At 69.9% G+C, this 11,705-nt stretch carries 12 protein-coding genes; 5 read left to right on the top strand and 7 right to left on the bottom strand.

Annotation, left to right across the window (positions count from 1 at the left end):
• Positions 1-211 precede the first annotated feature (211 nt).
• Complete coding sequence (locus ABZ904_RS26435) at positions 212-682, top strand: DUF5709 domain-containing protein (RefSeq protein WP_359402523.1); 471 nt, start codon at positions 212-214, stop codon at positions 680-682.
• Between the two features lie 35 nt (positions 683-717).
• Positions 718-993: a type B 50S ribosomal protein L31 gene (locus tag ABZ904_RS26430; RefSeq protein ID WP_359402526.1), complete on the top strand. Its 276-nt coding sequence runs from the start codon at positions 718-720 to the stop codon at positions 991-993.
• A gap of 20 nt (positions 994-1,013) precedes the next feature.
• Here the strand turns inward: ABZ904_RS26430 and ABZ904_RS26425 are convergent, their stop codons facing one another.
• A complete protein-coding gene (locus tag ABZ904_RS26425) occupies positions 1,014-1,808 on the bottom strand; it encodes a metal-dependent hydrolase (RefSeq protein WP_359402529.1) in 795 nt (264 codons plus the stop codon).
• 145 nt (positions 1,809-1,953) lie between these two features.
• On the opposite strand from ABZ904_RS26425, the gene ABZ904_RS26420 reads away from it, so the two are divergent.
• Positions 1,954-4,467, top strand: a complete 2,514-nt coding sequence (locus tag ABZ904_RS26420) for a DUF3516 domain-containing protein (protein ID WP_361825861.1) — start codon at positions 1,954-1,956, stop codon at positions 4,465-4,467.
• A 19-nt stretch (positions 4,468-4,486) separates the two neighbouring features.
• Entirely contained in the window at positions 4,487-5,359 is an 873-nt protein-coding gene (locus ABZ904_RS26415; protein WP_359402535.1) for an acyl-CoA thioesterase II, read from the top strand.
• A gap of 44 nt (positions 5,360-5,403) precedes the next feature.
• Here ABZ904_RS26415 and ABZ904_RS26410 read toward each other — a convergent pair whose 3' ends face one another.
• Positions 5,404-6,345, bottom strand: coding sequence for a DUF6397 family protein (locus tag ABZ904_RS26410; RefSeq protein ID WP_361825859.1), 942 nt, complete (start codon positions 6,343-6,345; stop codon positions 5,404-5,406).
• 191 nt (positions 6,346-6,536) lie between these two features.
• Positions 6,537-6,950, bottom strand: a complete 414-nt coding sequence (locus tag ABZ904_RS26405) for a roadblock/LC7 domain-containing protein (RefSeq protein ID WP_361825857.1) — start codon at positions 6,948-6,950, stop codon at positions 6,537-6,539.
• 94 nt (positions 6,951-7,044) lie between these two features.
• Between ABZ904_RS26405 and ABZ904_RS26400 the strand changes: the two genes are divergently transcribed.
• A complete protein-coding gene (locus ABZ904_RS26400; RefSeq protein ID WP_359397254.1) occupies positions 7,045-7,473 on the top strand; it encodes a PPOX class F420-dependent oxidoreductase in 429 nt (142 codons plus the stop codon).
• A gap of 4 nt (positions 7,474-7,477) precedes the next feature.
• Here ABZ904_RS26400 and ABZ904_RS26395 read toward each other — a convergent pair whose 3' ends face one another.
• The 4 genes from ABZ904_RS26395 to ABZ904_RS26380 form a co-directional block, all read right to left on the bottom strand.
• Entirely contained in the window at positions 7,478-8,083 is a 606-nt protein-coding gene (locus ABZ904_RS26395) for an ATP/GTP-binding protein (RefSeq protein ID WP_359397256.1), read from the bottom strand.
• 195 nt (positions 8,084-8,278) lie between these two features.
• Complete coding sequence (locus ABZ904_RS26390; protein WP_359397259.1) at positions 8,279-8,692, bottom strand: DUF742 domain-containing protein; 414 nt, start codon at positions 8,690-8,692, stop codon at positions 8,279-8,281.
• 19 nt (positions 8,693-8,711) lie between these two features.
• Complete coding sequence (locus ABZ904_RS26385; protein ID WP_359397262.1) at positions 8,712-9,149, bottom strand: roadblock/LC7 domain-containing protein; 438 nt, start codon at positions 9,147-9,149, stop codon at positions 8,712-8,714.
• Positions 9,146-11,674 carry a nitrate- and nitrite sensing domain-containing protein gene (locus tag ABZ904_RS26380; protein WP_361825854.1) on the bottom strand — a complete coding sequence of 843 codons (2,529 nt, stop codon included), beginning with the start codon at positions 11,672-11,674 and terminating at the stop codon, positions 9,146-9,148. The genes ABZ904_RS26385 and ABZ904_RS26380 overlap by 4 nt, the downstream gene beginning before the upstream one ends.
• Between the last annotated feature and the right edge of the window lie 31 nt (positions 11,675-11,705).

The following is an 11,705-nucleotide window of genomic DNA, read 5'->3' as shown; positions in this document are numbered from 1 at the left end:
CAGGACCCCTTCCACGCACGATGCCCCCGTGCCGCGGCGCCACCACGGCTGCCGTTGCGCGGGGGCATCGCAAAGTGAAAGTCTGGAGGTGGAACAGCGCGGGGGATGTGCCACAGTCATCGGTCGGAAGGGCGTGGCCCACGCCCGGCGACCCCCGCGTCCGGCGTCGTGTTTGGCGGCGCCCGGTTCCGCCCATCACCTGGAGGTACCCGTGGACAGCACCGACGGTTGGGGAGACGACGTCTACCAGCCCGACGGATCCGAGGTGCAGGACGACGCGGGGCTGCTCGACGCCGAGGACACCCTGCTCTCCGACGGGGTCGGCGACCCTCTCGACCGCGGCTGGTCACCGCCGGAGCGGCCCTGGGCGGTAGAGCACGTGGGCGTGACCGCGTCCGAACGACACCACGGCGAAACCCTGGACGAACGCCTCGCCGAGGAACTCCCGGACATCGCGACCCCGGACGGCGACGACATCGGGGACTGGCCGGACGGCGAGGGGGAGCCCCTGGACAACGAGGTGGGCGACGTCCGCTCCGGCCGCCTTGTCGCCCCCAGCGAAGGAGCGCACGAGGACGAGGAGAGCGGGCTGATCGCCAGCGACGTCGGTATCGACGGCGCGGCGGCCTCGGCCGAGGAAGCCGCCGTACACATCGTCGACGAGGAGCCCTCGTCCGGCTGATGCCGCTGGTCCCCGCACCCCCGCCAGGAGCAGTCATGCAGCAGGACAAGCACCCCGACTACCACGCCGTCGTCTTCCGCGACCGCGCCGCCGGCTACGCCTTCCTGACCCGGTCCACCGCGACCAGCGATCAGACCATCGACTGGGACGACGGCGAGACGTATCCGGTCGTGGACGTGGAGATCTCGTCCGAGAGCCACCCCTTCTACACCGGCAAGGCACGGACGGTGGACTCGGAGGGGCGCATCGCCCAGTTCGAGCGCCGGTACGGCGGGGCGGGGCAGACGGCGGGCACTGAGAGAGATCAGTAGGCCGCCGCCCCGGGCCGCGCTCAGATCAAGTTGAGCGCCGCGGCACAGCCCACGCCGCCGAGCAGCATGAACACGGGCATCAGCACCTTCAGCTCCACCCAGCTGCCCGCCCGGAACCGCATCACCTTGGGCGGGCCGAGCGGGTACCAGCGCCTGCGGCCCAGCGGTATGGGCCACAGGATCGGGCAGCCCGAGACGGTCAGCGCGTCCCCGATGTCGTGCACCAGAGCACCCAGGATGATCGGCAGGCCGAGCCACAGGTACTGCTGTCCCGGCTCGGTGAACAGCCAGTCCGAACCGTTGCCGGGTTTGTCGAGCACTCCCGCCAGAATCCAGGCACTGGTACCGGCGAGCAGCCACACCAGCACATCGCTGCTCGAACCGCGGGCCGCCCGCCACAGCAGTCCCTCGATCGCGAGCACCATGTGGACGAACAAGATGCCCAGTACCGTCCACCGGCCGCCCGCGACGGCCGCGGCGGCGGTGCCCGCACCGATCAGCACCGCCCACAGCCAGGTGTGGGTCAGCGTGCGATGGCCGCCCGAGCGACGGGCGTCGCCCGGCTTCCGGGTCGCCTTGTAGACGGCGTAGGAGAGCTTGTCGACGATCTCGCACACCCCGCGGGAGATGGGTCCGAAGGCCCGCGAGATGGTGGCCGCCTTGTGGTCCAGATCCGGGGCCAGCGCGGCTCCCGCGCAGATCAGAGCACCGACCAGAAGCACCGGCCAGGGCATCGGGTGGCCCGCCGCGGCAGCGGCCGCCCCCACCCCGAGCCAGGCCGCGGCCCCCGACAGTGAGTGTGCTGGTCCCATCATCGCCGCTTCCCGCCCCATTCTTCTTGTCGCACTGCTCAGTTGTCGATGTGCACTGACGTGTTGTCGGCGCCACAGCGTAGCGTTGACGATCTTCGCACCGGCATCCGATTCCCCCATCCGGTCGCGGGGCAGGCAAGATGGGGACGTGACCCTCATCGATCAGCTCCCCAGGACCGCAGACCCCGACGCCCTCTACGAAGCCTTCGAGGCGTGGGTCGGGGATCGCGGCCTCACCCTCTATCCCCACCAGGAGGAGGCGCTGATCGAGGCCGTCTCGGGAGCGAACGTGATCGTGTCGACTCCCACCGGCTCCGGCAAGAGCATGATCGCCGCGGGGGCGCACTTCGCCGCGCTCGCCCGGGACGAGGTCACCTTCTACACGGCGCCGATCAAGGCTCTGGTCTCGGAGAAGTTCTTCGAGCTGTGCAAGCTCTTCGGCACCGAGAACGTCGGCATGCTGACCGGCGACGCCTCCGTCAACGCGGACGCCCCTGTGATCTGCTGCACAGCCGAGGTCCTCGCGTCCATCGCGCTGCGCGACGGCCGGCAGGCCGATGTCGGCCAGGTCGTCATGGACGAGTTCCACTTCTACGCCGAGGGCGACCGCGGCTGGGCGTGGCAGATCCCGATCCTGGAACTGCCTCAGGCGCAGTTCATCCTGATGTCGGCGACGCTCGGCGATGTCTCGATGTTCGAGAAGGACCTGACCCGCCGCACCGGACGCCCGACCGCGGTGGTCCGCTCGGCGACCCGTCCGGTACCGCTCTCCTACGAGTACCGGTTCACCCCCCTCACCGATACGCTCACCGACCTCCTGGACTCCCGCCAGGCCCCGGTCTACATCGTCCACTTCACGCAGGCCCAGGCCGTGGAGCGGGCGCAGGCGCTGATGAGCATCAACATGTGCTCGCGCGAGGAGAAGGACGAGATCGCCGCACTGATCGGCAATTTCCGCTTCACCACCAAGTTCGGCCGCAACCTCTCCCGCTACGTACGGCACGGCATCGGCGTCCATCACGCCGGCATGCTCCCCAAGTACCGGCGTCTGGTGGAGAAGCTGGCCCAGGCCGGTCTGCTGAAGGTGATCTGCGGCACGGACACACTGGGCGTCGGCGTCAACGTTCCCATCCGCACCGTGCTGTTCACGGCGCTGACCAAGTACGACGGCAACCGGGTACGCACGCTGCGCGCCCGGGAGTTCCACCAGATCGCGGGCCGCGCGGGACGCGCGGGTTTCGACACGGCGGGCCTGGTCGTGGCGCAGGCGCCCGAGCACGTCATCGAGAACGAGAAGGCGCTCGCCAAGGCCGGCGACGACCCGAAGAAGCGCCGCAAGGTGGTGCGCAAGAAGGCACCGGAGGGCTTCGTCGGCTGGACCGAGAACACCTTCGAGAAGCTGATCGCCGCCGAGCCCGAGCCGCTCACCTCCCGCTTCCGGGTCACCCACACGATGCTGCTGTCGGTGATCGCCCGGCCGGGGAACGCCTTCGAGGCGATGCGTCATCTGCTGGAGGACAACCACGAGCCGCGCAAGCAGCAGTTGCGGCACATCCGGCGCGCGATCGCGATCTACCGCTCGCTGCTGGACGGCGGGATCGTCGAGAAGCTCGACGAGCCGGACCCCACCGGCCGCATCGTGCGCCTCACCGTCGATCTTCAGCAGGACTTCGCGCTCAACCAGCCGCTGTCGACGTTCGCACTCGCCGCATTCGAACTCCTCGACCCGGAGTCCCCCTCCTACGCCCTCGACATGGTCTCGGTCGTCGAGTCCACGCTGGACGACCCGCGCCAGATCCTGGCCGCCCAGCAGAACAAGGCGCGCGGCGAGGCCGTGGCGGCGATGAAGGCGGACGGCCTCGAGTACGAGGAGCGAATGGAGCGGCTCCAGGACGTCACCTACCCGAAGCCGCTCGAGGAGTTGCTCTTCCAGGCGTACAACACCTACCGCAAGAGCCACCCGTGGGTGGGCGACCATCCGCTGTCGCCGAAGGCGGTCATCCGTGACATGTACGAACGGGCGCTCTCCTTCACGGAGTTCGTCTCCTACTACGAACTCGCCCGCACCGAGGGCATCGTGCTGCGCTACCTGGCCAGCGCCTACAAGGCCCTCGATCACACGGTCCCGGACGACCTGAAGTCGGAAGACCTGGAGGACCTGATCGCCTGGCTCGGCGAGATGGTGCGCCAGGTCGACTCCAGCCTGCTGGACGAGTGGGAGCAGCTGGCCAACCCGGAGGAGCTGACGGCCGAGGAGGCGCAGGAGAAGGCCGACGAGGTCAAGCCCGTCACCGCGAACGCCCGCGCCTTCCGCGTCCTGGTCCGCAACGCCATGTTCCGCCGGGTGGAACTCGCCGCTCTCGACCAGGTCGAGGAGCTGGGCGAGATGGACGCCGAGGCCGGTTGGGACGCCGATGCGTGGGGCACCGCCATGGACAAGTACTGGGACGAGTACGAGGAGCTCGGCACCGGCCCCGACGCTCGCGGCCCGAAGCTGCTGCTGATCGAGGAGGAGCCGCAGAACGGGCTGTGGCGCGTCCGGCAGGCCTTCGCCGACCCCAACGGCGACCACGACTGGGGCATCAGCGCCGAGATCGACCTTGCGGCCTCCGATGCGGAGGGACGCGCCGTCGTCCGGGTCACCGACGTCGGCCAGCTGTGAGCACAGGAGAAACGCTTCCATGACGAACCCAGCCGAGAGGCTTGTCGATCTGCTCGACCTGGAGCAGATCGAGGTCAACATCTTCCGTGGCCGCAGCCCGCAGGAGTCCCTGCAGCGGGTCTTCGGCGGCCAGGTGGCCGGGCAGGCGCTGGTCGCCGCCGGCCGGACCACGGACGGTGAACGGCCGGTGCACTCACTGCACGCGTACTTCCTCCGCCCCGGCATCCCCGGAGTGCCCATCGTGTACCAGGTCGAACGGGTGCGTGACGGAAGGTCCTTCACGACCCGGCGGGTCACGGCCGTACAACGGGGCCGCACGATCTTCAATCTGACCGCTTCCTTCCACAAGCCTGAAGAGGGGAGCTTCGATCACCAGTTGCCTCCGGCCCGCAAGGTTCCGAACCCCGAAACCCTGCCGACGGTGGCGCAGGAGGTCGAGGAACACCTCGGTGCACTGCCCGAGACACTGGAGCGGATGGCGCGGCGTCAGCCTTTCGACATCCGTTATGTGGACCGGCTGCGATGGAGCGCCGAGGAGATCAAGGACGCCGAGCCGCGCAGCGCCGTATGGATGCGCGCCGTGGGCCCGCTGGGGGACGACCCCTTGGTGCACACCTGCGCTCTCACCTACGCGAGCGACATGACGCTCCTGGACGCCGTCCGCATCCCTGTGGAGCCCCTGTGGGGACCGCGCGGCTTCGACATGGCGTCGCTGGATCACGCCATGTGGTTCCACCGGCCGTTCCGCGCGGACGAGTGGTTCCTGTACGACCAGGAGTCGCCGATCGCGGTGGGTGGCCGCGGTCTCGCCCGGGGCCGCATCTACGACATCGAGGGACGTCTACTCGTCTCGGTCGTCCAGGAGGGACTGTTCCGCAGTCTCCAGCGCTGACGTAGGGCGCCCGGCATCCGGATCACGCCCGGATGCCGCGCCGGTCACGGGTTTCTGCGCCGCAGCCACCCGAACATGCCTTGTGACGGTGTCGGCTCCTGCTGAGGCTGCGGCTCCTGAGAGCCGGACGGACTCCCGGACGGACCTTCGTCCGGGCCCACCGACAACGGCCCCGGCGCGGGCCGGTACCCGCGTGCCTCGATGAGGGCCAGTCCCAAATCGGCCAGGAGCCATCCGATCTCATCGGGATCCTCTGCCGTCATGATCCGCGCGGTGACCCGGACCGCAGGCGAGTCGAGCGGCCCCTGCACGGGTCGCGCGGGCCGGAGGCGATACAGCTCGGCCCGCTCGTACGGATCACGGACGACCTTCTCCACCCGTGCCGGATCGAGAAGGGACGCCACCACCGCGGCCCTCGCCCATGGATCCTCCAGCTGACGCAGCTGGAATCCGAGGTGGCGCCCTCGCCAGTTCCTGGGGCGCAGATCCAGGCCCGCCTCCAGCTGGTCGCGCAGCCCTTCCGGCGTCCGGCCGGTGAGCAGGTTCGCGTTCGCCTCGCCCGATGCGAACTGTGTGAGCTCCTCGGCCAAGTACTGCCAGACCACGGCGCGGTAGCGGTTCAGGTACCACTTGACGGGAACCACCAGGCCAAGACGTGCGAACCGGGTGAACCTGACCGGTGTCACCCCCATCAAGGCCGCACCGTCCCGAGTGCCCAGCACCTTGACCCGCTCCCGCAGCGCCTCGGGGAAACCGGCTTCGCGCCGCACGCGATCGATCTCCGCACACTTGACACGGCGTCCCCCTCCCGGCTCCCCGGAGACGGTCCGCACATACCCGAGTTGTACCGCGAGATCGAACTCCCCGCGCCTCAGGTCCAGTTCTCGTGCGGCACCGCTCAGAGCGAGCGACCTGCGCCGCGACGCGGACGCTGCGGCGCTGTCGGTGGCATCGGCGACGGTTGACGTCATGGTCTGTCCGGACATGGCAGTTCTCCCCCGTGGAGTCCCTTGCGAGCGTGGTCTACGCCCGCCTCGGGAAAACCGTAGCCGGATCGCCGGATACCGGTTTCTGCCTGTGGATAACTCTCGCGGTCGCCGTTTCCGCAGGTCAGAGGACCATCCGTGAGGACCTGGGCCTCACGTCGGGTGATCCAGGAGGCTGGTGCGCCTCACTGTCACAGGTCCACGGTCGGCGTGCGCTCCTGGTCCCGCGACTCCACGGCGAGGTGCTCCCCGACCCGGTTCACGAGCAGTGTCATCTCGTACCCGATCTGGCCGATGTCGGCCTCTGCGGCACTGAGCACGCACAGGCAGCTGCCCGGACCGGCCGCCGTGACGAACAGGATCGCATCGTCGAATTCGATCATCGTCTGACGTGCGTGCCCGGCGCCGAAGTGGCGGCCCGAGCCCTTGGCCAGGCTCTGCAGCCCGGACGAGACCGCCGCGAGGTGCTCCGCGTCCTCGCGCCGCAGCCCCGTGCTCGATCCGGTCACCAGTCCGTCGTTGGACAGCACCAATGCGTGGCGTATGTGGTCGACGCGCTCGGTCAGGTCGTCCAGGAGCCAGCCGAGCTCGGTGTTCTGCGCCATGGTCCTCTCTCCCCGTGACGTCGTTCCTCCTGGCCGGAGGATCCGATCAGCCAGCCTTCCCCACTACCGACTTCCCGGCAAGCAGGATGGAGGCATGGCACACAAGATGACCGACGAGGAATGGCGAGCCTTCGTCTCGCACGGCACCCGCACCGCGAAGCTCTCCACCGTCCGGGCCGACGGCAGTCCGCATGTGGCGCCGATCTGGTTCCTGCTGGACAGGGGCGACCTGGTCTTCAACACCGGGAAGGAGACCGTGAAGGGCCGGAATCTGGCCAGGGACGGCCGCGTCGCCCTGTGCGTGGACGACGACCGGCCTCCGTTCGACTTCGTCGTGCTGCAAGGACGGGCGGAGCTGTCGGAGGACCTCGACGAGCTGCGGCTCTGGGCTGCCCGGATCGGCGCCCGGTACATGGGCGAGGAGCGGGCCGAGGAGTTCGGCGCCCGCAACGGCGTTCCGGGGGAACTCCTCGTCCGGGTGCGGATCGAGACAGTGCTGGCCTTCTCGTCCGTCGCCGAGTAGCGCGTCAGCTCACGGAGTCGAGCAGCCGGGCGGTGTGCACGCGCCCGGCGTACTCGACCAGCCGGATCAGCACCTCCTTGCCGGAGTCGCGGTCCCTCGCGTCGCACAGCACCACAGGTGTGCCCTGGTCGAGGTCGAGGGCGCGCGACACATCGTGGGCGCCGTAGGTGCGGGCGCCCGCGAAGCAGTTGACGGCCACCACGAACGGGATGTGCCGGTGCTCGAAGTAGTCCACGGCAGGGAAGCAGTCCTCGAGCCGTCGGGTGTCCGCCAGGACGACCGCGCCGAGAGCGCCCTGCGCGAGCTCGTCCCACAGGAACCAGAAGCGGTCCTGGCCGGGCGTGCCGAAGAGGTAGAGCGAGAGACCGGACCGAATGGTGATACGCCCGAAGTCCATGGCGACGGTCGTCGTGACCTTCTGGTCCACGCCGTCGATCTCGTCCACGGACTGGCCCGCTTCGCTGAGCAGTTCCTCGGTGCGCAGCGGCCTGATCTCACTGACCGCGCCCACCAAGGTGGTCTTGCCCACGCCGAATCCGCCGGCGACAAGTATCTTCAACGCCAGGGCGGTCGTCTCGTCCGCGGAGGCGTCGGAGTGCTCGGAGACCATCGATCACTTCTCTCGGGAGTGCCGGCAACGGTCGACATCGGTACATCCGTGGGGAGTCAGGATCATGGCAACTTTCGTCCCTCTCCACGGAGTTGGATCGTCAGTTGCCCGATCTGAGCACCTCTCGCCCGTTCGATACCTGAACGGGCGCACAACTTGGCGCGAGTCCGGCTGACGTTGGTTCCGGTCCATCGCCTAAAGCGCCCTCAGTCCCTCGATGACTTCGCGCAGAATCCGTTCGTCGGGCAGTTGAGCCGGGGGCACGGGGCGGCTGACCGTCACACAGCCCAGTTCCAGCAGATCGCCCAGAAGCACGCGGACGACGCCTACGGGCAGGTCGGCGCCTGCGGAGAGTTCGGCGACGGACTGCGTCTCGATACGGCACAGGTCGATGAGAGCGAGGTGTTCCGGGCCCAGGGAGGTGTCGTCGTCCGCGTTCGGTGCGCCGGTGTGGAGCGAGACGAGCGCGATGAGGTCGAACCGGACCCCGCTGGGGCCCGGTCTGGTGCGGCCACCCGTCATCGCATAGGGGCGGACCAGCGGTCCCGCTTCCTGGTCGTACCACCGGCCGCCCGGCAAGTACGGCGCGCCTGTCGGTTCCTCGGTCATCCGCGACCGCCTCCGGCTCTCAACCGGCGGCCGGCGGACGCGCGCCCACACGGGGCGGGGTGTAGAGGTGCTCACCCACACGCTTCACCAAACGGGCCATCTCGTAGGCCACCAGGCCGATGTCGGCCGTGACAGCCGTGAGGAGCGCGAGGCAGGACCCGTCGCCGGCGGCCGCCACGAACAGGAATGCGTCGTCCATCTCGACCATCGTCTGTCGCACCCCACCGGCACCGAAGTGGCGGCCCACGCCCTTGGCGAGACTGTGGAAGCCGGAAGCGACCGCCGCCAGGTGCTCGGCGTCCTCTCGGCTGATGTCGGTCGACGCGCCCACGGCCAGGCCGTCGTTGGACAGCACCACGGCGTGCCGCACTTCGCTCACGCGTACCACCAAGTCGTCCAGCAACCAGTCGAGTTCCCCCGACCGCTGGGCGGTCCTCATGCTCGGGTCCTGGATCATGCGAGGTCTCCTTCTTCGCTGCTGTCGCCGACGGGTCCCGTCGCGCTGCCAGGGGCGCGGCCACCACCACGGGTCCAGCCGTCGCGGTATGCCGCCATACGGTCCCTCACCAGTTCGGGGGTGCGTTTGTCGTCGCGCGCCGGGCCCGGGGTGCCCGTCGCAGGCTCCTGCGGGCGCTCAGCCCGCAGTTGGGGGGCCAGGTTCGCCTGCCGTACGCGCCGGGGCAGGCTCTCGGATCCCTCCGAGTCGTCCGCGGGGCGGTGCAGCCTCAGCGTGGTGACCACCGACGGCGGGCCCTCTGCCGAGGCGTCGGCGGACGCATGAGCCCCGGCGGGAACCGACCCGGCAGGCGCGAGCCGTTCCGCGGTCTGCTCCACGGGCTCCTTGCCTTCCGCGGCCGCGGCCACGCGCGCGTACTCGTGGGCTTCGTGCCGTTCGGCCTCCGCCGTCCGGGGTGGACGTTCCTCCGCGCTGGTGTGCAACAGAGCCGTCGGCAGGAGGACGACCGCGGTCGTGCCGCCGTAAGGGGAGGTCTGCAGGTGCACATTGACGCCGTGCCTGGAGGCGAGCCTGCTGACCACGAAGAGGCCGAGCCGGTCGCTGTCGCACAGGTCGAGTACCTCGGACTGCTCGATGCGCCGGTTGGCGTCGGCGAGGGTCTCCCTGCCCATGCCGAGGCCTCGATCCTCGACCTCCACGGCATAGCCGTTGCCGACCGGTTCTCCGCTGACACGCACGCGCGTGTGCGGCGGCGAGAACTGCGCGGCGTTCTCGATGAGTTCGGCGAGCAGGTGGGTGAGGTCGGCGACCGCGGCGCCGATCACCAAGGCCTCGGGGAGTTGCCGTACCTCCACGCGCGCGTAGTCCTCGACCTCGGAGACCGCTGCGCGTACGACATCGGTCAGCGACACGGGCGTGCGCCAGGCACGGCCGGGTGCGGCTCCGGAGAGGATGATGAGGCTCTCCGCGTGGCGGCGCATGCGCGTGGTGAGGTGGTCGAGCCGGAAGAGGTCGCTCAGCTCGTTCGGGTCGTCGGAACGGCGCTCCATGCTGTCGAGCAGGTTGAGCTGCCGGTGTACCAGGACCTGGCTGCGCCGGGCCAGATTGACGAACACCCCGGAGATTCCGCTGGCGAGTTCCGCACGTTCGACAGCGGCGTGCAGGGCGGCCTGATGCACCGTGCTCAGAGCCTCGGCGACCTGTCCGGCCTCGTCCTCGGCCGGCGGCCCGAGTGGTGCCTCGGCGTCGACGTCGATCTCCTCCCCGGCACGCAGCTTTCGCATGGCCTGCGGGAGTTTGTGACGGGCGATCTCCAGGGCGCTGTTGCGCAGGCTGACCAGTTCGACGACCAGTCCGCGTCCGATGCGCACGGAGATGACGAGGGATGCGGCGACGGCGGCGAGGCCCAGGAGGACGGCGGCGCCGGCGGGGGTGAGCACGACGCGGGTGAGGGCATCGGCCCGGTGCGCGACGCCACGGCCGGCGTCCGCCTCGATGGCCCGCATACCGTCCTGCACACGCGCGTGTGCCGGGTTCCAGGTGGCGGTCGGGGCGGAGCGGACGGCCTGAGCACCGGGCCGGCCGCCCAGCACCCTGTCCTCGACGGCGCCGATGTCGGCGTACGCGGCGTCCTTCGCGAGCCGCTGCCAGGCGGCCTGTTGGGATCCGCGCAGATCGGCCACGGCGGACGCGGTCAGGGCGCGGCGCGTGTCGACGGCGCCGGTGAACAGTCTCAGGCGCTCGCCGTCGAGGGTGCCTGCGAGGCGGGCGCTCGAGAGGACCGTGTCCTCCTGGGCGAGCGACTCTCCCGCGCGTGAGAACTCGAGCAGCACGCGCGCGTCGGAGCCGAGGTCGGCGTCCTGCACCCCGGACAGCGCGCCGTCCACTACGAAGGCCGCGGCGATCGCCCTGGTGTACTGGGCGTACGTCTCGTCCCAACCGACCCGGCGGGCGAGCACGTCGTCGCGGAGTGAACGCAGGCCTTCGGCTCCGGTGACGAATGCTTCGAGGCGGCCGGGGACGTTGCCGGGCAGATCGGTGCCGTCGGCGACGGTGTGATGATCGCCCAGCCGCAGCTTGGACACGGCCCGGTCGGTGCGTCCGGCCAGTGTCCTCAAGTCGTCCGGTTGCTCGGCCCCCGGGTCGGTCGCATAGCGCACAGCGGCCGCGCGTTCGGTCTGGAGGGCGGCCACGGCGTCGGCGACCGGGGCACGCACGGTGGACTCCACCCGCTGCAACTGACGCAGCCCATCGATGTCCTGAGCCGTGCTGACGGTGGCGTACGCCCAGAGGGCGAGCAGGGAGACCACGGGCACCATCAGAAGGCAGACGACCTTGGCCCTGACGGTGCGCGGGCGTAGGCGCCACCCTCCCGACCGCACGGGTGGGGCGGACTCGGTGCCACCGATCTCGTCGGCATCGGTTCGCTCGTCGGCCGGGCGGGCGGCGTGCGCCCGGCGACCGCGGACCTGCGGCCTGGACGGCGACTCGGCGCCGGCCCCGGGGGGCCTACGGGGTGTTCGCATGGACTCCTCGCTCGGAAGATGTCGGGTCGTG

Source organism: Streptomyces sp. NPDC046900, from assembly GCF_040644975.1.
GTDB lineage: Bacteria > Actinomycetota > Actinomycetes > Streptomycetales > Streptomycetaceae > Streptomyces.
The sequence above is the reverse complement of the archived record's forward strand: the minus strand, read 5'-3'. Positions and strand labels throughout refer to the sequence as shown.

Coding starts and splice junctions, on each gene's coding strand:
- ABZ904_RS26430 (WP_359402526.1), top strand. CDS start 718: ATGCAGCAGGACAAGCACCCCGACTACCACGCCGTCGTCTTCCGCGAC.
- ABZ904_RS26425 (WP_359402529.1), bottom strand. CDS start 1,808: ATGATGGGACCAGCACACTCACTGTCGGGGGCCGCGGCCTGGCTCGGG.
- ABZ904_RS26415 (WP_359402535.1), top strand. CDS start 4,487: ATGACGAACCCAGCCGAGAGGCTTGTCGATCTGCTCGACCTGGAGCAG.
- ABZ904_RS26410 (WP_361825859.1), bottom strand. CDS start 6,345: ATGTCCGGACAGACCATGACGTCAACCGTCGCCGATGCCACCGACAGC.
- ABZ904_RS26405 (WP_361825857.1), bottom strand. CDS start 6,950: ATGGCGCAGAACACCGAGCTCGGCTGGCTCCTGGACGACCTGACCGAG.
- ABZ904_RS26400 (WP_359397254.1), top strand. CDS start 7,045: ATGGCACACAAGATGACCGACGAGGAATGGCGAGCCTTCGTCTCGCAC.
- ABZ904_RS26395 (WP_359397256.1), bottom strand. CDS start 8,083: ATGGTCTCCGAGCACTCCGACGCCTCCGCGGACGAGACGACCGCCCTG.
- ABZ904_RS26390 (WP_359397259.1), bottom strand. CDS start 8,692: ATGACCGAGGAACCGACAGGCGCGCCGTACTTGCCGGGCGGCCGGTGG.
- ABZ904_RS26385 (WP_359397262.1), bottom strand. CDS start 9,149: ATGATCCAGGACCCGAGCATGAGGACCGCCCAGCGGTCGGGGGAACTC.
- ABZ904_RS26380 (WP_361825854.1), bottom strand. CDS start 11,674: ATGCGAACACCCCGTAGGCCCCCCGGGGCCGGCGCCGAGTCGCCGTCC.